23 protein-coding genes are annotated in these 25,160 nt (G+C 69.2%); 7 read left to right on the top strand and 16 right to left on the bottom strand.

Annotated elements, in window-relative coordinates; all coding sequences use genetic code 11:
* Positions 1–123: 123 nt before the first annotated feature.
* Complete coding sequence (locus tag AA0Y20_RS08635) at positions 124–1,959, top strand: AMP-dependent synthetase/ligase (RefSeq protein ID WP_412938760.1); 1,836 nt, start codon at positions 124–126, stop codon at positions 1,957–1,959.
* A 63-nt stretch (positions 1,960–2,022) separates the two neighbouring features.
* On the opposite strand, the gene def is transcribed toward AA0Y20_RS08635, so the two are convergent.
* The 3 genes from def to AA0Y20_RS08620 are packed head-to-tail and all read right to left on the bottom strand — an operon-like array spanning position 2,023 to position 7,785.
* The gene (def, locus tag AA0Y20_RS08630; RefSeq protein ID WP_412938758.1) at positions 2,023–2,514 is read right to left on the bottom strand and encodes a peptide deformylase; all 492 of its coding nucleotides are present in this window, start codon (positions 2,512–2,514) and stop codon (positions 2,023–2,025) included.
* Between the two features lies 1 nt (position 2,515).
* On the bottom strand, positions 2,516–4,327 hold the full coding sequence (locus tag AA0Y20_RS08625; RefSeq protein WP_412938756.1) for an AAA family ATPase: 1,812 nt from the start codon (positions 4,325–4,327) through the stop codon (positions 2,516–2,518).
* Positions 4,328–4,377: 50 nt separating this feature from the next.
* Positions 4,378–7,785, bottom strand: coding sequence for a pyruvate carboxylase (locus tag AA0Y20_RS08620; RefSeq protein WP_412938755.1), 3,408 nt, complete (start codon positions 7,783–7,785; stop codon positions 4,378–4,380).
* Between the two features lie 90 nt (positions 7,786–7,875).
* Between AA0Y20_RS08620 and AA0Y20_RS08615 the strand changes: the two genes are divergently transcribed.
* On the top strand, positions 7,876–8,697 hold the full coding sequence (locus AA0Y20_RS08615; protein WP_112613912.1) for a ParA family protein: 822 nt from the start codon (positions 7,876–7,878) through the stop codon (positions 8,695–8,697).
* A gap of 73 nt (positions 8,698–8,770) precedes the next feature.
* Here AA0Y20_RS08615 and AA0Y20_RS08610 read toward each other — a convergent pair whose 3' ends face one another.
* The 3 genes from AA0Y20_RS08610 to AA0Y20_RS08600 all read right to left on the bottom strand — a co-directional run bounded on the left by AA0Y20_RS08610 (position 8,771) and on the right by AA0Y20_RS08600 (position 10,587).
* Complete coding sequence (locus AA0Y20_RS08610; protein WP_023951592.1) at positions 8,771–9,316, bottom strand: MerR family transcriptional regulator; 546 nt, start codon at positions 9,314–9,316, stop codon at positions 8,771–8,773.
* Positions 9,317–9,415: 99 nt separating this feature from the next.
* Entirely contained in the window at positions 9,416–10,096 is a 681-nt protein-coding gene (locus AA0Y20_RS08605) for a MerR family transcriptional regulator (protein ID WP_412938752.1), read from the bottom strand.
* Positions 10,093–10,587 (bottom strand): FHA domain-containing protein, encoded by a 495-nt coding sequence (locus AA0Y20_RS08600; protein ID WP_412938751.1) that lies wholly within the window; start codon positions 10,585–10,587, stop codon positions 10,093–10,095. The genes AA0Y20_RS08605 and AA0Y20_RS08600 overlap by 4 nt, the downstream gene beginning before the upstream one ends.
* Positions 10,588–10,693: 106 nt before the next feature.
* Here AA0Y20_RS08600 and AA0Y20_RS08595 point away from each other — a divergent pair, with 106 nt between their 5' ends.
* Together AA0Y20_RS08595 and lpdA are read left to right on the top strand one after the other, a co-directional pair.
* Complete coding sequence (locus tag AA0Y20_RS08595; protein ID WP_412938749.1) at positions 10,694–11,248, top strand: copper resistance protein CopC; 555 nt, start codon at positions 10,694–10,696, stop codon at positions 11,246–11,248.
* 9 nt (positions 11,249–11,257) lie between these two features.
* Positions 11,258–12,658 (top strand): dihydrolipoyl dehydrogenase, encoded by a 1,401-nt coding sequence (gene lpdA, locus AA0Y20_RS08590; RefSeq protein WP_412938747.1) that lies wholly within the window; start codon positions 11,258–11,260, stop codon positions 12,656–12,658.
* Between the two features lie 86 nt (positions 12,659–12,744).
* On the opposite strand, the gene AA0Y20_RS08585 is transcribed toward lpdA, so the two are convergent.
* Both AA0Y20_RS08585 and AA0Y20_RS08580 read right to left on the bottom strand, forming a co-directional pair.
* A complete protein-coding gene (locus tag AA0Y20_RS08585; protein WP_412938746.1) occupies positions 12,745–13,401 on the bottom strand; it encodes a CYTH domain-containing protein in 657 nt (218 codons plus the stop codon).
* The gene (locus AA0Y20_RS08580) at positions 13,367–13,612 is read right to left on the bottom strand and encodes a response regulator (protein ID WP_412938745.1); all 246 of its coding nucleotides are present in this window, start codon (positions 13,610–13,612) and stop codon (positions 13,367–13,369) included. Before AA0Y20_RS08580 ends, AA0Y20_RS08585 begins: the two co-directional genes overlap by 35 nt.
* 97 nt (positions 13,613–13,709) lie before the next feature.
* On the opposite strand from AA0Y20_RS08580, the gene AA0Y20_RS08575 reads away from it, so the two are divergent.
* Positions 13,710–14,441 (top strand): glutamine amidotransferase, encoded by a 732-nt coding sequence (locus tag AA0Y20_RS08575; protein ID WP_412938744.1) that lies wholly within the window; start codon positions 13,710–13,712, stop codon positions 14,439–14,441.
* Between the two features lies 1 nt (position 14,442).
* Here AA0Y20_RS08575 and AA0Y20_RS08570 read toward each other — a convergent pair whose 3' ends face one another.
* The 6 genes from AA0Y20_RS08570 to adhE form a co-directional block, all read right to left on the bottom strand.
* Positions 14,443–15,456, bottom strand: coding sequence for a YihY/virulence factor BrkB family protein (locus AA0Y20_RS08570; RefSeq protein WP_412938742.1), 1,014 nt, complete (start codon positions 15,454–15,456; stop codon positions 14,443–14,445).
* Positions 15,457–15,507: 51 nt separating this feature from the next.
* Positions 15,508–15,987 carry a prepilin peptidase gene (locus AA0Y20_RS08565; protein WP_412938739.1) on the bottom strand — a complete coding sequence of 160 codons (480 nt, stop codon included), beginning with the start codon at positions 15,985–15,987 and terminating at the stop codon, positions 15,508–15,510.
* On the bottom strand, positions 15,984–16,274 hold the full coding sequence (locus AA0Y20_RS08560; protein ID WP_412939728.1) for a DUF1905 domain-containing protein: 291 nt from the start codon (positions 16,272–16,274) through the stop codon (positions 15,984–15,986). Before AA0Y20_RS08560 ends, AA0Y20_RS08565 begins: the two co-directional genes overlap by 4 nt.
* A 64-nt stretch (positions 16,275–16,338) precedes the next feature.
* Positions 16,339–17,262: a L,D-transpeptidase gene (locus tag AA0Y20_RS08555; RefSeq protein WP_412938738.1), complete on the bottom strand. Its 924-nt coding sequence runs from the start codon at positions 17,260–17,262 to the stop codon at positions 16,339–16,341.
* 49 nt (positions 17,263–17,311) lie between these two features.
* Positions 17,312–18,304, bottom strand: coding sequence for an aldo/keto reductase (locus AA0Y20_RS08550; RefSeq protein ID WP_412938736.1), 993 nt, complete (start codon positions 18,302–18,304; stop codon positions 17,312–17,314).
* Positions 18,305–18,365: 61 nt separating this feature from the next.
* Positions 18,366–21,107, bottom strand: coding sequence for a bifunctional acetaldehyde-CoA/alcohol dehydrogenase (gene adhE, locus AA0Y20_RS08545; protein WP_412938735.1), 2,742 nt, complete (start codon positions 21,105–21,107; stop codon positions 18,366–18,368).
* Between the two features lie 193 nt (positions 21,108–21,300).
* On the opposite strand from adhE, the gene nrdI reads away from it, so the two are divergent.
* Both nrdI and AA0Y20_RS08535 read left to right on the top strand, forming a co-directional pair.
* Positions 21,301–21,747 carry a class Ib ribonucleoside-diphosphate reductase assembly flavoprotein NrdI gene (nrdI, locus tag AA0Y20_RS08540; RefSeq protein WP_412938734.1) on the top strand — a complete coding sequence of 149 codons (447 nt, stop codon included), beginning with the start codon at positions 21,301–21,303 and terminating at the stop codon, positions 21,745–21,747.
* Between the two features lie 310 nt (positions 21,748–22,057).
* Positions 22,058–22,261 (top strand): cold-shock protein, encoded by a 204-nt coding sequence (locus tag AA0Y20_RS08535; RefSeq protein WP_091499607.1) that lies wholly within the window; start codon positions 22,058–22,060, stop codon positions 22,259–22,261.
* Between the two features lie 53 nt (positions 22,262–22,314).
* On the opposite strand, the gene AA0Y20_RS08530 is transcribed toward AA0Y20_RS08535, so the two are convergent.
* Together AA0Y20_RS08530 and AA0Y20_RS08525 are read right to left on the bottom strand one after the other, a co-directional pair.
* The gene (locus tag AA0Y20_RS08530; RefSeq protein ID WP_412938732.1) at positions 22,315–23,607 is read right to left on the bottom strand and encodes a heparan-alpha-glucosaminide N-acetyltransferase domain-containing protein; all 1,293 of its coding nucleotides are present in this window, start codon (positions 23,605–23,607) and stop codon (positions 22,315–22,317) included.
* A gap of 88 nt (positions 23,608–23,695) precedes the next feature.
* Positions 23,696–25,117, bottom strand: coding sequence for a sensor histidine kinase (locus tag AA0Y20_RS08525; RefSeq protein WP_412938731.1), 1,422 nt, complete (start codon positions 25,115–25,117; stop codon positions 23,696–23,698).
* Positions 25,118–25,160 lie beyond the last annotated feature (43 nt).

Genomic DNA, 25,160 nt, shown 5'->3' with positions numbered 1-25,160 from the left:
CGTCCGGCGGCGACCCGGAAAGTCTAATGGGGCGCCGTGTCCAGGCGCGGGCTCGGCGACCGGGTGACAGATAGAGTGTCTGTACCCTGCCAGACGCTTCCGGTACCGAAGGAGTTGCCGCCCATGAGCGCCGTCCAGTTCGAAGTCCCCGCTGTCGTTCCAGCCGACCCTGACGCGAACATCACCGATCTCCTCGTCGACCGGGTCGCCGCGACCCCGTCGCAAGCGCTCTTCGCCGTGCCGCACGACGGCGCGTGGCGAGACATCTCCGCCGCGGAGTTCCAACGCGAGGTCATCGCGCTGGCGAAGGGGCTCGTCTCAGCGGGCGTCGAGCCCGGCGACAAGGTCGCGTTCGTCGCGCGCACCACGTACGACTGGACGCTCGTCGACTTCGCGATCTTCTTCGCCGGAGCCGTCATGGTCCCCGTCTACGAGACGAGCTCCGCGTCGCAGATCGCGTGGATCCTCAGCGACTCGGGTGCGACGTTCGCGATCGCCGAGTCAGCCGAGCACGCAGCCCGCATCGATGAGATCCGCTCGACCGTCCCCCTGGTCCGTGAGGTGTGGGTCATGGCCTCCGGCGACCTCGACACGCTGCGCTCGGGTGGCGGCGAGGTGCCCGATGACGAGATCGAGCGGCGACGGAACCTCGCCGTCGGATCGGACATCGCGACACTCATCTACACGTCGGGATCGACGGGGCGTCCCAAGGGCTGCGTGCTGACCCACAGCAACTTCGTCGAGCTCGCGCGCAACTCGGGCGAAGCGCTCAAAGAGGTCGTGAACCACCCCGGCGGAGCCTCGACGCTGCTGTTCATCACGACAGCTCACGTGTTCGCTCGCTTCATCTCCATCCTCAACGTCCATGCGGGCGTCAAGACCGGGCACCAGCCCGACACGAAGCAGCTCCTGCCGGCGCTCGGCACGTTCCAGCCGACCTTCCTGCTGGCCGTGCCGCGCGTGTTCGAGAAGGTGTACAACTCGGCGGAGCAGAAGGCCGAGGCGGGCGGGAAGGGCAAGATCTTCCGCGCAGCGGCGCAGGTCGCGATCGACCACTCGCGTCTGCAGCAGGAGGGCAAGAGCATCCCCCTGTTGACCAAGCTGAAGTTCCGCCTGTTCGACAAGCTCGTGTACGGCAAGCTTCGCGCCGCCATGGGCGGGCGCGTCACCTACGCCGTCTCGGGTTCCGCTCCCCTGGGTCCGCGCCTGGGCCACTTCTTCCACAGCCTCGGCGTCACGATCCTCGAGGGGTACGGGCTGACCGAGACAACGGCACCCGCCACGGTCAACCTGGCGACGAAGTCCAAGATCGGCACCGTCGGGCCTGTCCTTCCGGGTGTCGGCGTGCGACTCGGCGAGGACGGCGAGGTCGAGGTGCGCGGAATCAACGTGTTCGCCGAGTACTGGCGCAACCCCGAGGCCACCGAGGCGGCGTTCCACGACGGCTGGTTCAAGACCGGCGACATCGGATCGTTCGACGACGAGGGCTTCCTCACCATCACCGGACGCAAGAAGGAGATCATCGTCACCGCCGGCGGCAAGAACGTCGCTCCGGCCGTGCTCGAGGATCCGATCCGTGCGAACCCGATCGTGGGCCAGGTCGTCGTCGTGGGCGATCAGAAGCCGTTCATCTCCGCGCTCGTGACGCTCGACCCGGAGATGCTGCCGACGTGGCTGACGAACAACGGCCTCGCAGGCGACATGGCCATCGCGGAGGCGGCGAAGAACAGCCAGGTCCGCGCCGAGGTCCAGCGCGCGATCGACGATGCCAATCGCAACGTCTCGCGCGCCGAGTCGATCCGCAAGTTCACGATCCTCGACACCGAATGGACCGAGGCGAGCGGTCATCTGACACCGAAGATGAGCATCAAGCGCAACGTCATCCTCACCGACTTCGCTGACGAGATCTCGGAGATCTACGACGAACCGGTCAAGACGAGCAACGTCCCGCTCGGATGATCGGATGACGCGAGAAGGGGCCCGGCTGGTGGTACATCAGCCGGGCCCCTTCTGCGTCACGGGTCAGAACCAGGACGACTCGCGCACTTCACGCATCGCGATGCGGCGCTCGGCGGGCGAGAGCCGGTCGAGGTACAGGATGCCGTCGAGGTGGTCGCACTCGTGCTGCAGCGCCTGCGCCATCAGCCCTTCGCCCTCGAGCACGACCTCGTTGCCGTCGAGGTCCATGCCCACCGCCCGCGCGTGCGGGTGGCGCAGGGTGTCGTGCCAGAGGTTCGGTACCGACAGGCACCCCTCCCCGATCAGCGACGGCTCGCCGGTCACCTCGACCAGACGAGGATTGAGGATGTAGCCGACGACCCCGTCGACGTTGTAGCTGAACGCACGCAGTCCGACGCCGATCTGCGGTGCCGCCACGCCCGCGCGGCCGGGTAGTTCGACCGTGTCGAGAAGATCGCGGACGAGCGAGCGCACACCGTCGTCGATCGTCTCGATCGGAGCTGCCGCGGACTTCAGGACGGGGTCGCCGAAGAACCGGATCGCACGGACCGCCATGTCAGACCGCCGCCCCGAGCCGAAGGCCCTCGACGACACTCGCGGCGAGCTTGCGCGCCGCCTCTCGGGTCGCCGGGTCGAGGTCTCGGAACGACACCGCGCTTCCCGCCGCGAGGTGCGGGTCGTAGGGCACGCGCAGCACCGAGCGCACACGCGTGGCGAAGTGCGTCTCGAGCTCCTCCGCGCGGACCATCGGGGTTCCCGGACGCGACGTGTTCAGCACCACGACGGCGTTCTTCACCGCGTCGGCGAACCCGTTGGACTCGAGCCAGGTCAGCGTCTCGGAGGCGAGTCGTGCCTCATCCACGGAGAGGCCGGCCACCACGACGATCTGGTCGGACATCCCGAGCGTCGCGCCCATCACGGAGTGCACGATCCCGGTGCCCGTGTCGGTGAGGACGATCGAGTAGTAGTGGGCGGCGATGGCGGCGACATCCTCGTAATCGTGGTCGCTGAAGGCCTCGGAGATGTGCGGGTCGGTGTCGGAGGCCAGCACGTCGAGGCGCGTCTCGTCGCGCGCGACGATGGCGGAGAGGTCGTTGAACCCGACGACCTCTCCCCGAGTGCGCGCCAGATCGCGCACCGTCTTGCCGCTCGTGCGTCCGATGCGGTCGGCCAGCGTTCCGCGGTCGGGGTTGGCGTCGATCGCGATGACGCGGTCGTCGCGGGCGTCAGCGAGCGCCATTCCCAGCAGAGTCGTCACGGTCGTCTTGCCCACGCCTCCCTTGCGCGAGAGCACGGGGACGAACTTCGCCCCGCCGGCCAGCGGCGCCGCGATACGGCGATCGAGTTCCTTGCGCGACCGCGCGTGCCGGCTGTCACCGAGGTTGATCCGGTGACCCGACACGTTGTACACGAGGCGCTGCCAGCGGCCCTCGGGCTCAGCCCGCACGACCTGAGCCGGATCGAGCAGGCGCTCGGCGGTCAGCAGGTCCGCCGACTCGCGGCCCGGCTCGAGGTCGCCGATGCGCCGAGACTGCAGCACGGGCTCGACGGGTCGAGCGACCTGGACCCGCTCGCTCGCGTGACGAACCTGCTCGGCGGCCTGATGCGCCTGGCGGCGCGTGGTCGGCACTGTTCCGGTGATCGGCGTCGAGGTCGGCACGACCGTCGCCACCACGACGTCTGCGTCGAGCGCGTCCGCATCGGTCGGCGTCTCGTCGCCGCCCATGGGCGCGGGACCGCGATCGACGTCGACGATTCCGGCCTCCGCGGCGTCGTCGTCCGTCGCGTCGTCGGCCTCTTCGAGGGCATCCGGCGTGCCGTCCGCGTCCGTCGCATCTGCGGCTCGCTGATGATCGCCCTCGACGTCGCCCTCGGAGTCGTCCTCGTCGTCGATGGTCGCGGTGACAACCTCGTCGGCGGGCTCCACGACGTCGTCGCCGGCGGACGGGTCGCGGACGTCGTCCTCGTCCTCGTCGGCGGGCTCGGCCGCGAGCGTGTCGACCGCGTCGTCGACGTCACCCTCGGACTCCTCGCCCGCGACATCGAGCAGCCCGTCGGACTCGTCGCCGACACCGGATTCCGCACCGTCATCGGGCGTATCCACACCCGCCTCGCCCGACGCATCGGCGTCATCGAACGCCTCGACCGGCGCGACGCCGAGCGGGATGTCGCCGGTGGTCAGCTGTTCGTCGCCGACCTCTCCGTCGATGACGTCGTCATCATCGAGGTCGTCGTCCGCGATGGGAAGGGCGACGTCGAGCTGAGCGGTGCCGCCGATGATGCCGATGGCCGTCGTATGAATGCTCTCGCTGTCGGCGAGCACCGCAGGATCGGTCTCGTCGGGCTGGTTCTCGTTGCGCTCAGGCATGTTTTGCTGCGTCCACTCCAAGGTCTCGAGCTCGCGCCCGACCCCTTAGGCTACCCGCCGGGCCGGATGACGACCAAAAGGTCACCGGCCTCGACAGCCGCTGTCGGGTCGACCACGAGCCGCTCGACGACGCCCGCGACCGGTGCCGTGATCGCCGCCTCCATCTTCATCGCCTCGATCGAGGCGACGGGTGCGCCCGCCTCGACGGGGTCTCCGACGGCCATCTTGAGCGTGACGACGCCCGAGAACGGAGCGGCGACCTGGTCGGGGACCGATGTGTCGGCTTTCTCGGCCTGCCGGGACTCGACGCTGATGCTGCGGTCGCGGACGAACACCGGTCGCAGCTGACCGTTCAGGGTCGCCATGACGGTGCGCATCCCCTTCTCGTCGGCCTCGCCGATCGCCTCGAGCCCGACGTACAGCTGCACGCCCTTCTCGATCTCGACGACGTGCTCGGCACCGGGCACGAGGCCGTAGAGGTAATCCGCCGTGTCGAGCACGCTCAGGTCTCCGAAGGCTTCGCGTAAGCGATCGAACTCTTGCGTCGGCGCGGGGAAGAGCAGGGAGTTCAGCGCGCGTCGTCGCGTCGCGGAGTCGGCATCGAGTGCCGCTGCCTGATCCGGCGAGAGCTCCGCTGCGGCCGGACGCACCGTGCGCCCCGCGAGCACCTTCGACCGGAACGGTTCGGGCCACCCTCCCGGCAGATCGCCGAGCTCGCCCGCCATGAACCCGACGACCGAATCCGGGATGTCGTATGCCCCGGGGTCGGCCGCGAAAGCGACCGGATCCGCTTTGACCGCCGCCAGGTGGAGGGCGAGATCGCCCACGACCTTCGACGATGGCGTGACCTTGGGAACCCTGCCGAGGATGCGGTCCGCCGCCGCGTACATGTCCTCGATGAGCTCGAAATCGTCGGCGAGGCCGAGCGCGATGGCCTGCTGCCGCAGGTTGGACAGCTGACCTCCCGGGATCTCGTGTCGGTAGACGCGCCCGGTGGGACCGGGGAGACCGGATTCGAACGGCCGGTACATGTGCCGCACGGCCTCCCAGTAGGGCTCGAGATCCGACACGGCGTCGAGGTCGAGCCCCGTGTCGCGCTCGGTGTGGGCGAGCGCCGCCACGAGGGCGGAGAGCGACGGCTGGCTGGTCGTGCCCGCCATCGGCGCGGACGCCGCGTCGACGGCATCCGCACCCGCGGCGCTCGCGGCCAGGAGCGTCGCGAGCTGACCGCCGGCGGTGTCGTGCGTGTGGACGTGGACAGGAAGGTCGAACCGCTTGCGCAACGCCGAGACCAGGCGCGACGCCGCAGCCGGTCGCAGCAGCCCGGCCATGTCCTTGATGGCGAGGACGTGAGCACCCGCGTCGACGATCTCCTCCGCGAGACGGAGGTAGTAGTCGAGCGTGTAGAGGTCTTCGGCCGGATCGAGGAGGTCACCCGTGTAGCAGAGCGCGACCTCGGCGACCGTCGTCCCGGTCGCCAGCACGGCATCGATGGCGGGCCGCATCTGCGCGACGTCGTTGAGAGCGTCGAAGATCCGGAAGATGTCGACGCCGGCGTCTGCGGCCTCTCGGACGAAGGCTCGCGTCACCGCGGTCGGATACGGCGTGTACCCCACGGTGTTGCGGCCGCGGAGCAGCATCTGCAGAGCCACGTTCGGGAGTGCGCTCCGGAGCTTGTCGAGTCGTTCCCACGGGTCCTCGCCGAGGAACCGGAGCGCGACGTCGTAGGTGGCGCCGCCCCACGCCTCGACGGAGAGGAGCTGCGGGGTGAGCCGCGCGACGGCGGGCGCCACGGCCACGAGATCCTTCGTCCTCACGCGTGTCGCGAGGAGCGACTGGTGCGCGTCGCGGAAGGTCGTCTCGGTCACGGCGAGGGCGGACTGGCTGCGCAGCGCCTCCGCGAAACCGGCCGGGCCTCGTTCGAGCAGCCGCTGACGCGAGCCGGCGGGTGGCGGTGATGTGAGATCGATGCGAGGCAGCTTGGTCCGCGGGTCGACACTCGTCGGGGCGGAGCCGTGGGGGCGGTTGACGGTCGTGTCCGCGAGCCAGCCGAGGATCTTCGACCCGCGGTCCTTCGACATCCGCCCCTCGAGCAGCTCGGGACGTTCGTCGATGAACGAGGTGCTCAGATCGCCGCGGGAGAAGGACGGGTCGTCGAGCACCTGCTGCAGGAACGGGATGTTCGTCGAGACCCCGCGGATGCGGAACTCGGCGAGGGCGCGACGCGAGCGGACGACCGCCGCCCCGAAGTCCCGGCCACGGCAGGTGAGCTTGGCGAGCATCGAGTCGAAGTGAGGGCTGACCTGGGATCCGGCAGCGGTCGTGCCGCCGTCGAGACGGATGCCGGCGCCGCCCGGCGACCGGTACGTGGTGATCTTGCCCGTGTCGGGCCGGAACCCGTGCGCCGGATCCTCGGTGGTGATGCGGCACTGCAGAGCCGCACCGCGCAGCTGGATGCGGTTCTGGGTGAGGCCGAGCTCTTCCAGGGTCTCCCCCGCGGCGATCCGCATCTGCGACTGCACCAGGTCGACGTCGGTCACTTCCTCGGTGACGGTGTGCTCGACCTGGATACGCGGGTTCATCTCGATGAACACGATCTCGCCCGCTCGGGGGCCGTCGGTTTCGAGCAGGAACTCGACGGTGCCGGCGTTCACATAGCCGATGGAGGTGGCGAAGGCGATCGCGTGCCGGTGGAGCGCGGATCGTGTCTCATCGTCGAGGTTGGGGGCCGGTGCGATCTCGATGACCTTCTGATGGCGTCGCTGCACCGAGCAGTCGCGCTCGAACAGGTGCACGGTCTCGCCCGTCGCGTCGGCGAGCACCTGCACTTCGACGTGGCGGGGACGACGGACGGCCTGTTCGAGGAACACGCGAGCGTCACCGAAGGCGCTGCCGGCTTCGCGCATCGCCTCCGACAGTGCCGGGGCGAGCTCGTCTGACGTGGCGACGCGCCGCATGCCGCGCCCGCCGCCGCCGGCGACCGCCTTGACGAAGATCGGGAAGCCGATGTCGTCCGCCTGGGCGACCAGAGCATCGATGTCGTCGGAGGCCTCGGTGGATCGCAGCACCGGAACACCTGCGGCGACCGCGTGGCTCTTCGCCGTGACCTTGTTGCCCGCCATCTCGAGCACGCGCGATGATGGGCCGATGAACGCGATCCCGGCGTCTGCGGCACGTGCCGCGAGCTCCGGGTTCTCCGACAGGAAGCCGTAGCCCGGATAGATGGCATCGGCTCCGCTCTCGCGGGCGACTCGAATGATCTCATCGACGTCGAGATAGGCCCGCACGGGGTGGCCCTTCACGCCGATCTCGTAGGCTTCGTCGGCCTTCAACCGGTGGAGCGAGTACCGGTCCTCGTGCGGATAGACCGCCACGGTCCGCGCGCCGAGCTCGAAAGCGGCGCGGAAGGCACGGATGGCTATCTCACCGCGATTCGCGACAAGGATCTTGCGGAACATGCTCACCTCGCTGGAGTGAGTCGCACGGCGACGGCGCCGCGCGGGGGCTCGAATACCCTCACAGCCTAGGGGACGGTAACGTAGAGCCTCGTGCACGTACTTTCCGTCAGCTCGCTCAAGGGCGGGGTCGGCAAGACCACGGTCACCTTGGGGCTCGCATCCGCCGCGTTCGCCCGCGGTGTCCGGACGTTGGTCGTCGATCTCGATCCGCAGTCCGACGTGTCGACGGGGATGGACATCCAGGTCGCCGGCCGTCTCAACGTCGCCGATGTCCTCGCCAATCCGAAGGAGAAGGTGGTCCGTCAGGCCATCACCTCGAGCGGATGGGCAAAGGTGCATCCCGGGACCATCGACGTTCTGATCGGCAGCCCGTCCGCGATCAACTTCGACGGTCCGCACCCCAGCGTGCGCGACGTCTGGAAGCTCGAGGAGGCCCTCGCGACGATCGAGGCCGACTACGACCTCGTGCTGATCGACTGCGCCCCCTCCCTCAACGCGCTTACCCGCACGGCGTGGGCGGCGAGCGACCGCGTCATCGTCGTGACCGAGCCCGGACTGTTCTCCGTGGCGGCCGCCGACCGTGCGCTGCGTGCGATCGAGGAGATCCGTCGCGGCCTCTCCCCCCGGCTGCAGCCCCTCGGCATCGTGGTCAACCGCGTGCGCCCGCAGTCGATCGAGCACCAGTTCCGCATCAAAGAGCTCCGCGACATGTTCGGCCCCCTGGTGCTCTCGCCCCAGCTGCCCGAGCGCACGTCGCTCCAACAGGCTCAGGGTGCCGCGAAGCCCCTCCACATCTGGCCCGGCGATTCCGCGCAGGAGCTGGCGTCCGACTTCGACGCGCTGCTCGACCGCGTGCTGCGAACCGGCCGCATCCCGGTCGCGGGTGAGACCCCCACGGCCACGCCGAGCTGATCGGCTCGTCCCCACACGAACGAAACCCCGGCCGCACCGCAGGTGCGCCGGGGTTCTGTGTATCGGGAGCGGCTCAGGCGCTGCGCGCCGACCGTCGCGCAGCGAGTTCGTCGACGGGGTCCGGTGCCTGGGGGTCGAACTCGACGAGCGTCGACTCGACTTCGCGGAGGACCTTTCCGACAGCGATGCCGAACACGCCCTGGCCGCGGCTGACGAGGTCGATCACCTCGTCGTTCGACGTGCACAGGTACACCGATGCTCCGTCGCTCATCAGCGTCGTACCCGCGAGGTCGCGGATACCCGCAGCGCGGAGCTGGTCGACGGCGACACGGATCTGCTGCAACGAGATGCCGGTGTCGAGCAGTCGCTTCACCAGCTTGAGGACGAGGATGTCGCGGAAGCCGTAGAGCCGCTGGGAACCCGAGCCGCTGGCACCGCGAACGGTGGGGACGACGAGCTCGGTCCGAGCCCAGTAGTCGAGCTGACGGTAGGTGATACCGGCAGCGCGCGCAGCCTGCGCTCCGCGATATCCGGCTTCGTCGTCCATCTCGGGAAGACCGTCGGTGAAGAGGAGGTCGGTCGTGAACCGCATCTCGCCGAGCGAATCATGCGCGGTCATCTGGTCCTCCTGCCGGACGGTCGGGTTTCTTCCACGCTAGATGAGGGATGCCGCCGCGGCAACGACATCCGCTCAGAGCCTGCGGCGTGTCGCGGGGGCTCACCGGATGAGTCGGTCGATCGCGGTCTGAACGAACGCGGAACGGACGTCGTCGAGTCGACGCACGAGCTCGGGTGCGAGCTCGTGCGCGCGCCCCCGCGACGAAGAATCGGTGCGGCGCAGCAACGGCGCGAGCGCCGTCTCGACGAGCGCGACGTCACGTTCCGCCGCCTGCCGCACCGTGCGGAGGTGGCGGGGCCCGATGCCGTGGCGATCGAGTGCGACGAGCGTGCGCAACAGGACGAGCGCCCGCTCGTCGTAGGTGTCGGCAGCCGGAAGCAGCCCCGCCGACACGGCGTCGCCGAGCAGCACGGGCGTGGCCTCGGCCTGGTCGATCAGCTCGTCGCGTCGATAGCGCCGGTGTTGGACGATCGACGCCGGCAGCGCGGGCGGAAGACCCTCGGCCCCCGGCGTATCCAGGTACTCGCGGATACGAGCGAGCGGCATGTAGTGGTCGCGCTGCAGGGTCAGCGCGGTGCGCAGGCGCTCGACGTCCGCCGGTGAGAACTTGCGGTACCCCGACCCGGTGCGCGTCGGGGTGACGATGCCCTGGTCTTCGAGATACCGCAGCTTGCTCGAGCTCAGAGCGGGGAATTCCGGGCTCAGCCGAGCAAGGACCTGACCGATGCTCAGATGACCCGCCGCCGCCGACCGGCTGCGGGCTGCGGGGGCCGCACTCACGCGCCGGTCGCCGGAACGCGATCGAGCGGCGAGACGAAGAAGTTCAGACGGAACTTGCCGACGCGCAGTTCGGCGCCATCCGAGAGGACGGCACGGTCGACCCGCTCGCCGTTGACATAGGTTCCGTTCAGCGATCGCTGATCGACGATCTCGAAAGCCGACCCCGTGCGAGTGATCTCGGCGTGACGACGCGAGACGGTGACGTCGTCGAAGAAGATGTCGGCCTCGGGGTGACGACCCACGGTCGTCACATCGGTGTCGAGCAGATAGCGGGCACCCGCAGTCGGTCCGGAGCGGACCAGGAGCAGGGCCGCCCGCTCGGGCAACGCCTGGATCGCGTCACGCTCCACCGCGGTGAGGTCAGCCCCGAACGGCACGAAAGACAGGTCCAGGTCGTGCCCGAATGTCTGCGTCGTGTCCGAGGAACCGCTGTGCGGCGCGCGGTCGGGTTCGCGTCGGATGTCGTCGACGTCTCGATCCTTTTCGTCCACAGTGTCCTCCTCTTCCGGGCCAGCCTAACGGATCGGCGACGACTCGCGAACGCGAGTACCCCTGCCTCTCACGACCTTCATATCGCCGCGGATTAGGCTCGGGGGGATGTCTGGACACACTCCTTCTCTTCGTACCCGCCTGCTCGTGGGACTTGGCCTCGTGCTCGGCCTCGCCGCGGCGTCACCCGCCATGCCCGCCCTCGCGCACGACGAGCTGCTGGCATCCGACCCGGCCGCCGATTCGGTCGTCGCCGAGCTGCCCGCCGAGGTCACCCTCACCTTCAGCGGCGTGCTGATCGACGAGGACGGCGTCAATGCGATCTCGGTGACCGACGCGGCGGGGACCGAGCTCGCCGAGGGCACGCCCGTTCTCGACGGGACGACCGCGACGCAGACGCTCACGGGAGACAGTCAGGGCACCGTCACGGTGCGCTGGCGGGTCGTGTCGAGCGATGGCCACCCGGTCTCCGGCGAGTTCACCTTCACTGCGGGCGACCCGGCGGCGGCGCCGACGGCTCCCGCCGGGGGGACCGCCGAGACCGCCCCGGCTGAGGGCCTGCCGCCGGTGTTCTGGATCGTCGTGTCGGTGGTCGTCGTCGCCGGCGTGATCGCCCTGATCGTCGCCCTCGTCGCGGCGTCTCGGCGGCGCACCGAGGACTAGGCTGGGAACATGCCTCACTACAACGTCGTCATCCTCGGCGCGGGCCCCGGCGGGTATGTCGCAGCTGTCCGCGCTGCGCAGCTCGGACAGTCCGTCGCGATCATCGAAGAGAAGTACTGGGGAGGCGTCTGCCTCAACGTCGGCTGCATCCCTTCGAAGGCTCTGCTGAAGAACGCCGACCTCGCCCACACCTTCAAGCACAAGGCCGACCTCTTCGGCATCAGTGGAGATGTGAACTTCGACTTCGGCACGGCGTTCGACCGCAGCCGCAAGGTCGCTGAGACGCACGTCAAGGGCATCCACTTCCTGATGAAGAAGAACAAGGTCACCGAATACGAAGGCCGCGGGTCGTTCCTCGACGCGAAGTCGATCCAGGTGACCAAGGCCGACGGCTCGCAGGAGACCGTCACGTTCGACAACGTCATCATCGCCACCGGCTCGACCGTCCGTCTGCTCCCCGGCGTGCAGCTCAGCGACAACGTCGTGACCTACGAGGAGCAGATCCTCACGCGCGACCTGCCGAACTCGATCGTCATCGTGGGTGCCGGCGCGATCGGCATGGAGTTCGCGTTCGTCATGTCGAACTACGGCGTGAAGGTCACGATCATCGAGTTCCTCGACCGCGCCCTGCCGAACGAGGACGTCGAGGTCTCGAAGGAGATCCAGAAGCAGTACAAGAAGTACGGCATCGACATCCTCACCTCCACCAAGGTCGAGCAGATCGTCGACTCGGGCGATAAGGTCACCGTGTCGTACTCGGCGAACGCCGACGGCGCGAAGGGACAGATCGAGGCCGACAAGGTGCTCATGTCGATCGGCTTCGCCCCGCGCGTCGAAGGCTTCGGTCTCGAGAACACCGGTGTCACGCTCACCGAGCGCGGCGCGATCGACATCGACGACCACATGCGCACCAACGTCCCGGGCATCTACGCCATCGGTGACGTCACCGCCAAGCTGCAGCTCGCGCACGTCGCCGAGGCGCAGGGCGTCGTCGCGGCCGAGACCATCGGTGGTGCGGAGACGCAGACGCTGGGCGACTACCGCAACATGCCGCGCGCGACGTTCTGCTCGCCGCAGGTCGCGTCCTTCGGTCTCACCGAGCAGCAGGCACGCGACGCCGGATACGACGTCAAGGTCGCCAAGTTCCCCTTCTCCGCCAACGGCAAGGCGAACGGTCTGGGCGAGCCCGTCGGCTTCGTCAAGCTCATCGCCGACGCCGAGCACCTCGAGCTCCTGGGCGGACACCTCATCGGCCCTGACGTGTCGGAGCTGCTGCCGGAGCTGACCCTGGCTCAGAAGTGGGACCTCACCGCGCTCGAGGCAGCGCGCAACGTCCACACGCACCCGACGCTGTCGGAGGGCCTGCAGGAGGCCTTCCACGGTCTCGCGGGGCACATGATCAACCTCTGACCTTCGCGTCGCAGACGACGAACGCACCGCACGGCCACGGCCGGCGGTGCGTTCGTCGTTTCGTCTGATCGAGGCCGAAGGAGCGCTCAGCCCCCGAGGGCGCGTCCGAGCTTCGACTCCGACGCCGCGGGTGCTCCCCCGACCGAGGCGACCAGCTCGTCGGCCGCTGCGAAGAGCGCGGCGACACCCGCCGCCGTGCCCGGCGCCGCCGGTCCGAGCTCGAGCTCCCACTCCCGCCACGAACTCGTCCGTCCCGAACGTTCGTCGACGGCCGTCACCCGATCGTCGACGAACTCCGCGACCATCCGGCCCTCCGCATCGAGCAGTGCGTAGGCGGTACGCGCGTTGCGGATGCGAGCGATGACTCCGAACGGCGGCTGTGCCACCTCGGCGAGCTCGGCGACGATCGCAGCCGGCACCTCGAGCGGATCCGACTCGTCCGCGTCGTCGAGAGGCCAGTGCGTCTCGAGCTTGCCCTCCGGCGTCGACCGCTTCACATGCCACCCCTCATCGGGGCCGCCGGTGCGTCGCCGCAGTGCGGTCAGCGCCGCGGCGAGCCGTCCGTCGGCGGTGTCGAGATAGCGCGCGTCGAGCTCGCGGGGCTCGGCCTCGCCGACGGAGACGACGCCGGGGAGCGTCGACCAGTCCGGAACCGCCGTGCCGTCGTCGACGTCGTACTTCCGCTCGACCTCGAGCGAGCTGCGCGGCTCAGTCGTCACTGGTGACGCGGTCGTCGCGCTCATCGGTCGAGGGGTCGATGTCGCCCTCGGCTTCGACGAAGTGGAACTCCGACGACGTCGGACCGTCGCTCTCGCCCGTGTGCTCCGGCTCACCGGCGCGCTCGTAGACCACCTGGGTCTCGCTGTAAGGAAGGATGAGCCGGTCTGACGCGTCGTCGTCCAGCGGAAGGGTCTGCCCGTCGAGGGGACCACCGTGCAGTCGTGCAATAGCCATGTTCTGACCTCCTGGCTCCCGACGATACCCGCGTGGCCCGGACCGGCCGATACGCTTGCGCCATGCGTGCTCGGCGACTACAAAAGCGCACCTCGGCGTGAGACCCTTCGTGCTGCTCGCCACCCGCGCCGAGGACGTGCCCGCCGACGAGGAGTACGAGCTCTTCCTCCGCCACACCGGTCTCGAGCCCGCGTCGCTCCGGCGCGTGCGGCTCGAGGCGGAATCGATGCCCGACATAGACCTCGACGACATCTCGGGCATCTTCGTCGGCGGCGGCCCGTTCAACGCCTCCGACCCCTGGGCCCGCAAGTCCGCCGTGCAGCGCCGCGTCGAAGCCGAGTTCGCGAACCTCCTCGAGCGCGTCGTCGCGCTCGACAGCCCGTTCCTCGGCGCCTGCTACGGCATCGGCACGGTGGGCGCCTTCCTCGGCGCCACGATCGACCGTCGCTTCGGCGAGCCGATCAGCGTCGTCGACGTCGAGCTGACGGATGCCGGCCGGCACGACCCGCTTCTGGCCGGGATGCCGGCGACATTCCCCGCCTTCGTCGGCCACAAGGAGGCGATCTCGGCTCTGCCCTCGCGCGCCGTGCTGCTGGCGTCCTCGGCCGGATGCCCCGTGCAGATGTTCCGGGTGGGCGAGAACGTCTACGCGACGCAGTTCCACCCCGAGCTCGACCTCGACGGCATCACGACCCGCATCCACGCCTACGCCGACTACGGCTACTTCGCGCCCGACGAACTCGACCTGACCCTCTCCGCGGTACGCCGCCGCGCGGTCACCGACACGGGGTCGATCCTGCGCGCCTTCGTCGAGCGCTACGCGCGGTAGGTCAGGCGCTCGCTTTCGCGCGCTCCTCCGCCTCGAGCTCGCGGGCCGTCGCGAGCTCGCGTGCAGCGGCCGAGACGGCGTCCTCGGCCCGCTGCACGCGCCGCTGCAGGAACGTGCTGGCGCCGAAGCGCGCCCGCACGCGGTCCTCCTCTTCGCGCACACCCGTGACGATGTAGGCCGTGGCGATGAGGATGACCTGCGACGAGAGGTTGAGCCACAGCAGCAGCGCGATGAGCGAGGCGAACGACGCCAGCAACGGGTTCGAGGTCGCGCCACCGACGAACAACCCGGACAGCTGCTGCAGCACCGTCAGCCCTGCGGCACCGAGGAGTGCACCGCTCCAGAGCGCACGCTTTCGCACCCTTACCCCGGACAGAACCCGGAAGAGCACGGCCACAGCGACGGCGTCGAGGGCGAATACCACCACCAGCGACACGGCCCAGCCGCCGAACTGCACGAGCGGGTTGTCGTCGGAGAAACCGAGGAGGTCGGCGAGCAGTCCCACCCCGGCCGTCCCGAGGAAGGTCACCCCCGCAGCGGCCACGAGGGCCCCGCCGATACCGATCGCAAGTGCGAGGTTGCGCAGCATCACCCAGATGAAAAGAACGTCGTCGGTGAGCTGGTCTGCGATCGCGCGCATCGCGGTACGGAGCGATCCGATCGCACCGATCGCCGCGCCGAGCAGACCGACGGTGGCGATGACGCCCGCGATCGTGAGGCCCGCGGGAGCGGTGATGTCCTCGAGCTTGATGAGGCCGTTCTTTCCGACGAGTCCCGGGATGACACGGTTCACCGCGTCGATGAGCGCCTGCCACGCAACCGGATCACCGGCGAGCCAGAGCGCCGCGACGGAGAACCCCAACAGCACGCCGGCGAACACGCTGAACAGGGTGCGATACGTGACGCTGTCGGCGAGCACCGGTCCGCGATGTTCGCTGTAGAGCAGGAATGCGCGTACCGGCTTGCGCTGCAAGGCCCACGCGATCGAGCGGGAGATGAACGTGGACTCGGCCATGCGGCCACGATAGCGCGACGTCCACGTCCTCCCTCGCGCACTTGACAGGCATCAGCTCGCGACCCAGGAACCTCCGACGGCGACCCATGCGCCGGCGAGCATGAAAGGCCCGAACGGGATCCGCGTGCGTCGGTCGCCGCAGCGCACGGCGATCATGACGACGGCGACGAGGCCCCCGGAGACGAATCCCAACGCGGTCGCGAGAAGCGGCGCCTGCCAGCCGAGCGGCCCGGTGAACAGCCCGATCGCCGCCGCGAGCTTGACGTCTCCGCCGCCCATCCCACCGCCGCCTCGATGCAGGAGGTAGTACAGGACGAACAGCACCGCCCCCGCGACGACGGCTTCGATGAACGGTCGGGCGGAGCCCGCCTCGATGGCGGAGAGCACCGCCACAGCTGTCGCTGTGCCCCCGAAGGCGAACACGAGACGGTTCGGAAGTCGGTGCGACGCGACGTCGATGACCGCGAGCGCGAGGCTCACTCCTGCGCAGACGAACACGAGCGCGACCGTCGCCGTCGCCAGCGGGGTCACGCGTCGAGGACCTCGAGCATCACCCGGAGGACACCGTCGGAACCGATGGACTCGGCGCGACGGATCGCCTGCTTCAGCGGCAGGACATAGCCGCCGCGCGAAGCGTCGGGGAAGATCGAGGTCTGCCACGTCGACCCGCCGATCGTCGCCCGCACGCGCACGGACCCGAACCCCCGCGGCATCCGCGGTATCTCACGGATGTCGGCGCTGGGCTCTTCGGGCACGGCCGCGAAGTACCACGCCTGGGTGCGGGCCTCCCAGCGGAACACCTCCGCGTCGAACTCCATCTTCACGCGATCAGCGTAGGCCGTCGCACGAGCCGGGCGTCGCGAGTGTCCACAGCCGACCGCGCTACGGCTGGATCAGGACCGGCGTTCCGGGCGGCAGCTGGGCGAGCCGGTCGACCGCGGGCCCGTCGAGGTAGATGCAGCCGAACGAGGTGTCGCCCTCGCGCATCCGGTAGTAGTGGAAGGCCGTGACGGCGACGTCTCCCCCGTCGAAGCCCGCCATCACGGGCGACTGGATCCCCAGGTACACCATCGGATGCCCCTGCGTGTAGCGGAACTCCGGGACGACCGTCGTCCACATGATGAACGTCCGCCCCGTCGGCGTCGGCGTCGACGGCTTGCCCCACGCGAACTGGTCGGACACGCGCTCTCGTCCGGTCCCGCTGACGACGTCGATGGTGTTCGCCGCGAGGTGCACCTCGACGTACTGCGCGGTCGTCGTCACCTCGACATCGGCGGCGCGCAGCCATCCGACGGTCTGCCCGCCGTTGCCCGCGGGAGGCACGCCCTGCCGCCCGGGCAGCAGCACCTTCACCCAGTCCGCCTGGGCCTCGACGACCGGCACGGTCGTTCCGCCGTAGTGATGCTCGCGCGGCAGCTGCCCGACGGGCTGTCCCGACGGGTCGGCGAACACGGGGGCGCCCGCACCCAGCGGTCGGACGAGCGAGGACGTCACCGAACCCATCGGATCGTCGTCGACGGGCACCGCGGGGTTGACCGAGCGCACGTCGATCAACGGGAGGGCGGTGATGTCGTAGGTCGTGTCGTTGCGGGCGTACGGCGCCGGCCCGGCATCCGCCGCTTGCTCCATCGCCGCGGATGACGCCGCACCCCTCGGGGCGACGACGGCCGGCTGCTCGGCGGCCGGGGCGGCGGGGGTAGCCGCCGCGAGGTCGCGGAGCGGCGCGAGCGCCGCGTAACCCGAGACCAGGAGGACGCCGACCGCGACGACGGCCACGAGGGCAGCGGGATGCGGTCGACGGGTCATACGCCCATGCTCGGCCCGCCGCGGCCGCAGCGCAAGAGATCCGCGTCGGTCACCACTGCGGGTGGATGTCGGCCCGCAGCAGCTCGTCGTAGACGGAGACGACCGCGTCGGCGAAGGCCGTCAGATCGGTGCCGTCGTCGAGCAGATCGGCCGCGGCCGCGTTCGCACGCGCCTGCGCTGTCGTCCGCGCCCCGGGGATGACACTCGTGACGCCCGGTCGCGAGGCGATCCACGCCAGCGTCGCCGCCGGCAGGGTGACGCCCTCGGGAAGAGCAGCTGCGAGCCTGCGCGCGGCGGCCAGACCCGTCTCGAAGTCGACGCCCGAGAAGGTCTCGCCGCGGTCGAACGCCTCGCCGTTGCGGTTGTACGAACGGTGGTCGTTCGCCGCGAACTCCGTCTGCTCGGTGTAGCGACCGCTCAACAGACCAGACGCGAGGGGGACGCGCGCGAAGATCGCGACCCCGGCCGCTTCTGCCGCCGGGAGCACCTCGTCGAGCGGCTTCAACCGGAAGGGGTTGATGATGATCTGGATGTTCGAGACGTTCGGCCGGGCGATCGCGGCGAGCGCCTGCGCGGCGGTCTCGACCGAGACGCCGTATGCCGCGATGGCACCACCGGCGACCAGCTCGTCGAGCGCGTCGTAGGTCGCGTCGGACTCGATGACGGCAGACGGCGGGCAGTGCAGCTGCACGAGGTCGAGTGTGTCGACGCCCAGGTTGCGTCGCGATCGGTCGGTCCAGGCGCGGAAGTTCTCGCGCGTGTAGTTCTCGGGGAGCTGCGCCTCACGGCGCCCCATCTTGGTCGCCACGGTGATGCCGTGCCCGGGGCGTCCCGCGAGGAACCGGCCGATGGTGGTCTCGCTGCGCCCGTCGCCGTAGACGTCGGCGGTGTCGAAGAGGGTCACGCCGGCATCGGCGGAGGCGGCGAGGACGGCGAGGGCCTGGTCGTCGTCGACCTCGCCCCAATCGGCGCCGAGCTGCCAGGTGCCGAGGCCGATGGCCGAGACGGAACGGGACGTCGAAGCGAGGCTGCGCTGCTGCATGGCTACAGCGTAGGCGCAGGGCCGGACTCCTCGGTCCGGCCCTGCGCTCCTCGGCTCGCGGTCAGGCGCCGTGCGCTGCCTTCGCCTTGCCGTTGTTCTTCTTCGCCGGCACCGTGGGTGCGTCTGCGCCCGCGGGTGTCGCCGTGAGGGAGTCGGCGGCGACGACGGCCGCGGCGCGGGTGGCGCGCACCTCGGCGAACGACGTGCCGTAGTACGCGGCCTCCATGAGCGTCTTCATGTCGTCGATCATCGGCATCCTGGGGTTCGCCGGCGCGCACTGGTCCTCGTACGCGGCCATGGCGAGGCTGTGCAGGTTGTCGAGGAACCGGGCCTCGTCGACGCCCTGCGCCTGGAACGAGCGCTCGATGCCGACACGGTCGCGCAGCTCCTCCACCGCGCGCGCATAGCTCTCGACACCCTCCTCCGGTGTCGCGGCCGGAAGCCCGAGGTGCTGCGCGATCTGCTGGAAGCGTTCGGGCGCGATGTAGCGCTCGTACTTGGGCCAGCTCGTGAGCTTCGTCGGGACCGTGCCGTTGTAGCGGATGACGTGCGGCAGGTAGACGGCGTTGGTCCGTCCGTGCACCAGCTTGTAGGTCGCTCCCGTGACGTGGGCCATGGCGTGCACGATCCCGAGGAAGGCGTTGCCGAACGCCATTCCCGCGATGGATGCCGCGTTGTGCATCTTCTCGCGAGCCTTCCGGTCGGCGCTGTCCGTCGAACCCGGCGCGGCCTTCGTGCTGCGCTCGATGTTCTCGAAGATCAGCTTGATCGCGTGGAGGCACAGGCCGTCGGTGTAGTCGTTCGCGTACACCGACACGTAGGCCTCGGTCGCGTGGGTCAGCGCATCGAAGCCAGCGTCCGCCACGAGGAAGCCGGGCAGCACGCGCGTGAGCTCGGGATCGATGATGGCGACGGACGGAGTCAGGGCATAGTCGGCCAGGGGGTACTTCATCCCCGTGGCGTCGTCGGTGATCACGGCGAAGGGAGTCATCTCCGAGCCGGTTCCCGACGTGGTGGGGACGCAGACGAGCTTGGCCTTCTTGCCCATCTCGGGGAAGGTGAAGGCGCGCTTGCGGACGTCGAAGAACTTCTCGCGCATGTCGGAGAACTCGATCTCGGGGTTCTCGTACAGCAGCCACATGACCTTCGCGGCATCCATCGGCGATCCGCCGCCGAGCGCGATGATCGTGTCGGGCTGGAACTGGCGCAGCTGTTCGGCGCCGGCCACGACCTCCGAGACCTTCGGCTCGGGCCGGACCTGGTTCAGCAACTGCACCTGGACACGGTTCTCACGTCGGTTCAGGACGTCGGTGATGCGGTCGACGTAGCCGAGCGCGGTCATCGTCTCATCGGTGATGATGCTGACCCGCTCGACTCCCCTCATGTCGGCGAGGTACCGGATCGCGTGCGGCTCGAAGTAGGTCTTCGCCGGGATCTTGAACCACTGCAGATTATTGTTGCGCCGGCCGACGCGCTTGACGTTCACGAGGTTCACCGCCGAGACGTTATTGGAGACGGAGTTGTGGCCGTACGAGCCGCAACCGAGGGTCAGCGAGGGAAGGAAGGCGTTGTAGATGTCGCCGATGCCACCGAGCGCCGACGGCGAGTTCTCGATGATGCGGACGGCCTTGACGACCTCGGCGAATCGCGCGATCACCTCGGCGTCGTTCGAGTGGACGGCACCGGAGTGACCGAGTCCGTCGAAAGCCACCATCTGCCGCGAGAGCTCGATGCCCTCGTCCGGCGTCGCGGCACGCAGCACGGCGAGGACGGGGGCCAGCTTCTCACGGGTCAGTGGCTCCTGCGGGCCGACGCTCGAGACGTCGGCAAGGAGGATCGAGGTGTCGGCAGGCACGGAGAAGCCCGCCTGCTCGGCGATCCAGACGGGCGATTGGCCCACGACACGCGCGTTGAGCTTCGCATCGGCGCAGTTCGCGCTGTCGGCGGTGACGCCGAAGATGAACTCCTCGAGCATCGCCTTCTCGGCACCGCTCACCCGGTACGCGTGCAGACGGGCGAACTCCTCGAGCGCCTCGTCGGCGACGGGCTCGTCGAGGATGACCGCCTGCTCGCTCGCGCAGACCATGCCCATGTCGAACGACTTCGACAGCACGATGTCATTGACGGCACGCCCGACGTCTGCGGTGCGCTCGATGAAGGCGGGCACGTTGCCCGCGCCGACACCGAGGGCCGGCTTTCCGCACGAGTACGCGGCACGCACCATGGCGTTGCCCCCGGTGGCGAGGATGAGGGCCACGCCCGGGTGGTTCATGAGCTCGCCGGATGCCTCCATCGAGGGTTCCTCGATCCACTGGATGCAGTCGGCGGGCGCCCCGGCGGCCACCGCGGCCTCCCGGACGATGCGGGCGGCCTCCGACGAGCATCGCTGAGCGGAGGGGTGGAACCCGAAGACGATGGGGTTGCGGGTCTTGAGCGCGATGAGCGACTTGAAGATGGCCGTCGAGGTCGGATTGGTGACCGGTGTCAAGGCGCAGATGACACCGACGGGATCGGCGATCTCGGTGATCCCCGTGAGCTCGTCATGCGCGATGACGCCGACGGTCTTCTGATCGATGATCGAGTGCGTGACGTGCTCGCACGCGAACATGTTCTTGACCGCCTTGTCCTCGAAGAGGCCGCGTCCGGTCTCCTCGACCGCCATGACGGCGAGGTCGCCGTGGTGATGCAGCGCCGCGACCGATGCCTTGCGGACGATGTGGTCGATCTGTTCCTGGGTGAAATGCGCGTACTCGTCGAGGGCACGCTGTGCCCGGGTGACGAGGGCGTCGACGGCGATGGACATCGTGAGCCTTCCCGGCGCGGACGGTGTCCGCGTCTGTGTCCGAATCCGGGATGGAGGGACCTCGACCCCGTGACCCCAGTGTGACTGATGTGGTCTGACCACATCGTGGGGCCGGGCCGGAACAAATCCAGACGGCGCGTTTTCACGCTCCTGACGCCCTCCGCCGACCGTCACTCCGGAGCAGACTGGGCCCGTGGCGCACCTCCCGGTCTACTACTTCTCCTCGACCTCCAACCTGATCCGCCGTTTCGCGCAGCACCTGCACGCCGCCGACGGTCGCCCGGTGTGCGACCTGTCCGAGCGGACGGTGCGATCGAGCGAGGCCCCGGGGCCCTGGATCCTGTTGACCCCCTCGTACAAGGCCGGCAACGACGCCCACGCGACACTGCCGGCAGCCGTCCGCGCGTTCCTCCGATCGCCCGTGAACCGCCGGCGCCTCGTCGGGATCATCGGCTCGGGCAACCGCAACTTCGGCGAGCACTACCAGGCGGCAGCGCGCGAGCTCGCGCGCGCGTCAGGGCGGCCCATCGTGTTCGAGTTCGAGCTCGCCGGCACTCCGGAGGACGTCGCGGACTGCGCCCGGATCCTCGCGGCTTTCGACCTGCGCTTCGGGAAGGGCGCCGAAGCGCAGGAGAAGTGAGTCGGATTGCGGCTTTCGATGACATTGCACGACGGATCGCCCCACAACCACCGGAAATCGCGTAGCATTCGAGAGTCGGTGCGTCACGGCGCGCCTCTCCGTCGGTTCACTCCGACGTGCACTTCGTATCATTCCGCCGTCGATCTCATGCACCCGGGCCCTGCTCTCGGCCCCGTGACCGCTCCTATCTGGTCCGGTCAACCTATCCGGCGAGTGTCTGCTCGCCCCCACACACTCCGCAGCGGCCCAGCCGCAGCGGTATCCGGATCATCACAGCGGTGGTCCCAGAACACAGAAGGAAAATGACGACATGGCCACTGGCACCGTCAAATGGTTCAACTCGGAGAAGGGGTTCGGCTTCATCGCTCCGGACGACGGCACCGCGGACGTGTTCGCGCACTTCAGCGCCATCTCCGGCACTGGACACCGCAACCTGTTCGAGAACCAGAAGGTCGAGTTCGACGTGGAGCAGGGCCAGAAGGGCCTGCAGGCGACGAACATCCGCGCTCTCTGAGCGTTCGACGCAGTGAAGGGGTCGGCCCGATCGGGCCGGCCCCTTCCGCGTTCCTACCGAGCGTCCACGGGCACATCGACCCGGCGTGCGACGGCGGCCACCATCGATTCGAGCGGTCCCCGGCCCCGAGTGAGAGCCCACGTCGTGCACGCGACGAGGAGCACCACGACGCATCCGACCCAGAACCGGCCGCTGACGACTGGGTCGCCGTCCTCGGACGTGAGACCGGGCGCCAGCGCGAGCGGTGAGATCAGAACCGCGAACGAGACGACGTGCGCCGTGTAGGCGGTCAGGGGCATCGAGCCCACAGCCGCAAGGGGCACGAGCACCGCACGCAGCGGACGTGCGACGAGCAGGCATGCCCCGACGACGGCGAAGGCGAAGCCGCCCGACCCGATGATCTCCCAGGTCCCACCCGAATGCGGCGCGACCGACCACGCCTGCGACAACGCGGCTCCGAAGTCGACGTCACCGATTCGCTCGAGATAGCCCCGCGCATCTCCCGCCGACGATGAGAGTCCCGGCAGCGGGAACGACAGGGACGACGGCAGGATGGATGCCGACGACGCGGCGCTCCCCCACCCCGACAGCCACCCCCGCACGCTGCCGTTGAACGCGTCGCCGAGCCCGTACCCGAACGCGGCGAGCCCGACACCGGCCCCGAGCAGCACGCCTGCGGTCTGCGGCCGGTCGAGACGCACACGTCCGAGCGCCATGCCTGCGAGGACCAAGGGCAGCCACACGGTCAGCGGGTACGAGCCGGTGATGAGGAAATCGACTGCCGTGCCGCCGATCGCCTGAGTGGCACCGGCATCCGAGAGCGTCGCCGCGCGCAGGAGCGCTACCAGGGTCGGGCCTGCCACGGCGATCGCGACCGCGACGAGGGCCAGCGTGCGGCGACGGAGCCCGAGGAACGGAATGAGGATCAGGAAGAGGACGCCGTAGATCGGAAGGATGACGGCGATGCCGCTGCCCAGCATCTCGAGCGCGATCCCGAGCGCGAGAACGACGACAGCGCGACCGGCCATGCGCAGCCGCGCGGACCGCAGCAGCTCTCCGCGCGGCAGCCGGTCGCGGCCCGTCGCGAGGGCGATCGAGATGCCTGCGACGACGGCGAAGAGGATCGACGACCGCCCTTGCACGATCGCCGCGAGGTCGGGCCCGCTGGGACCGGCCACCATCCACACGATCCCGACGTGAGCGCCGATCATGCCGAAGATGGCGAGGCACCGGGCCACGTCCACGCCCATGAGCCGGGGCGGGCGACCGAAGTCGTGCCAGCGTTCCCCGAGCCGAGGGCGGGCCTTCTCGGCGGACCGAACGCCAGGGGTATACGGCAGTGACACGACAGACTCTCCTCGGCGGTCGTCCGGACGACGGACAGGCGCGACCGACCGTATGGTGTCGCCATGTGCGCCGATTAAGCGCGCGGCGTCACGACGGGTCTGCGGGGATGCGGATGACGAATCGTGTGCCCGCGCTCGCGCTGGTCACGGACACCTCGTAGCCCGAAGCGGTCGCGAGCGCCTGCACGATCGCGAGACCGAGCCCGACGGTCGTGCGCTCCCGCGTCTGCGATCGGCTGCCGGCTTGAGTGAACCGGTCGAAGATGGTCGGTAGCGCCTCGGGATCGATGCCCGGACCCTCGTCCTCGACACTGATCTCCACGGCGGTCTCGGTCCTCTCCAGCGCGACCGTCACACTCGTTCCGTCGGGTGTGTGGTGGCCCGCGTTGGCGACGAGGTTCAACAGCATCTGCCGGATCGCGCCCTCATCCCCGGCCACCGTGACGTCCTCGTCGGGCAGGGCGATGCGCCAGACGTGTCCCGGGTAGGCGAACCGCGCGTCGGAAGCCGTCTCCGCCACGATCATCGACAGCTCGACTCGATCGTGCGCAACGATGGGATCGGCGTCGAGGCGCGCCAGGAGCAGCAGGTCATCGACGAGAGCGCTCATCCGCGCCGCCTCCGAGCCGATCCGCTGCAGCGCACCCCGCGCCTCACGCGGGTCGGCGGATGCGTCGGGCTGAGCGTAGAAGTCGGCATAGCCGCGGATGGAGGCGAGCGGGTTGCGCAATTCGTGGCTCGCCTCGGCGATGAAGCGACGCATCGACTCCTCAGCGCGGTGACGCGCGTTGAGAGATAGCTCGACGTGGTCGAGCAGGCGATTGAGCGCGTCGGCCACACGATCGGTTTCCGACCCGACGTGTCGCAGGTCGCGGGGAACGCGACGCTGCGGCGCGATCTCACCCGAGGACAGCGGAGTGGCGGTGACCTCGTCGGCGATCTCGGCGGCCCGTTCGAGCGGATCGAGTTGCTGCCGAGTCCACCGCCACCCGAACACGGCCGCGAACGCCGCGATCGCGATCCCGACCACGGCGAGCCAGAGCGCGTAGGTCCGGACGACTGCCTCGGTTTCGGTGAGACCCACCCCGCTGACGATCGTGAGCTCCGTGCCGTCCGCCGCCTCGACGTCGGACGCGGTGACGAGGTAGCCGCCGTCATCGGCGACATCGACCGTCGTGGTGTAGCCGCTGTCCGCCATCCCGTCCCGAACGTGAGTCAGCTCGCGCTCGGTCATGGGGCGATAGTCGTACTCCCGGGTGAAGAACGCCGAGACGGCGACGCGCCCGTCCTCGACGACGAAGAAGAACCCGTCTGAGGGGACGGCGAGCGACACGTCTTCGAAGGAGGGGACGCTTCCGGTCGTGTCGACCGTGGTCAGGGTCTGACCGATGGCGGTGTCGTTCGCCAGGTACAGCGTCGATTCCGCCTGGGTGACGAGATTCTGGCGGAGGATCGCGACGGAGACGACACCGAAGACAGTGACGGCCGCGAGGAGGAGTCCGGACATCATGGCGACCGACCGACCGCGCAGAGTGCGCAGGCCTCCCGGCCGC

The sequence above is a fragment of the Microbacterium pratiae genome, from assembly GCF_047302165.1.
In the GTDB taxonomy this organism is placed as follows: Bacteria; Actinomycetota; Actinomycetes; order Actinomycetales; family Microbacteriaceae; genus Microbacterium.
This window is presented reverse-complemented; position numbering and strand designations above follow the sequence as displayed.

Coding starts and splice junctions, on each gene's coding strand:
- AA0Y20_RS08635 (WP_412938760.1), top strand. CDS start 124: ATGAGCGCCGTCCAGTTCGAAGTCCCCGCTGTCGTTCCAGCCGACCCT.
- def (WP_412938758.1), bottom strand. CDS start 2,514: ATGGCGGTCCGTGCGATCCGGTTCTTCGGCGACCCCGTCCTGAAGTCC.
- AA0Y20_RS08625 (WP_412938756.1), bottom strand. CDS start 4,327: ATGCCTGAGCGCAACGAGAACCAGCCCGACGAGACCGATCCTGCGGTG.
- AA0Y20_RS08620 (WP_412938755.1), bottom strand. CDS start 7,785: ATGTTCCGCAAGATCCTTGTCGCGAATCGCGGTGAGATAGCCATCCGT.
- AA0Y20_RS08610 (WP_023951592.1), bottom strand. CDS start 9,316: ATGACCGCGCATGATTCGCTCGGCGAGATGCGGTTCACGACCGACCTC.
- AA0Y20_RS08595 (WP_412938749.1), top strand. CDS start 10,694: ATGTCTGGACACACTCCTTCTCTTCGTACCCGCCTGCTCGTGGGACTT.
- lpdA (WP_412938747.1), top strand. CDS start 11,258: ATGCCTCACTACAACGTCGTCATCCTCGGCGCGGGCCCCGGCGGGTAT.
- AA0Y20_RS08585 (WP_412938746.1), bottom strand. CDS start 13,401: ATGAGCGCGACGACCGCGTCACCAGTGACGACTGAGCCGCGCAGCTCG.
- AA0Y20_RS08580 (WP_412938745.1), bottom strand. CDS start 13,612: ATGGCTATTGCACGACTGCACGGTGGTCCCCTCGACGGGCAGACCCTT.
- AA0Y20_RS08570 (WP_412938742.1), bottom strand. CDS start 15,456: ATGGCCGAGTCCACGTTCATCTCCCGCTCGATCGCGTGGGCCTTGCAG.
- AA0Y20_RS08560 (WP_412939728.1), bottom strand. CDS start 16,274: ATGGAGTTCGACGCGGAGGTGTTCCGCTGGGAGGCCCGCACCCAGGCG.
- AA0Y20_RS08555 (WP_412938738.1), bottom strand. CDS start 17,262: ATGACCCGTCGACCGCATCCCGCTGCCCTCGTGGCCGTCGTCGCGGTC.
- AA0Y20_RS08550 (WP_412938736.1), bottom strand. CDS start 18,304: ATGCAGCAGCGCAGCCTCGCTTCGACGTCCCGTTCCGTCTCGGCCATC.
- adhE (WP_412938735.1), bottom strand. CDS start 21,107: ATGTCCATCGCCGTCGACGCCCTCGTCACCCGGGCACAGCGTGCCCTC.
- AA0Y20_RS08535 (WP_091499607.1), top strand. CDS start 22,058: ATGGCCACTGGCACCGTCAAATGGTTCAACTCGGAGAAGGGGTTCGGC.
- AA0Y20_RS08525 (WP_412938731.1), bottom strand. CDS start 25,117: ATGATGTCCGGACTCCTCCTCGCGGCCGTCACTGTCTTCGGTGTCGTC.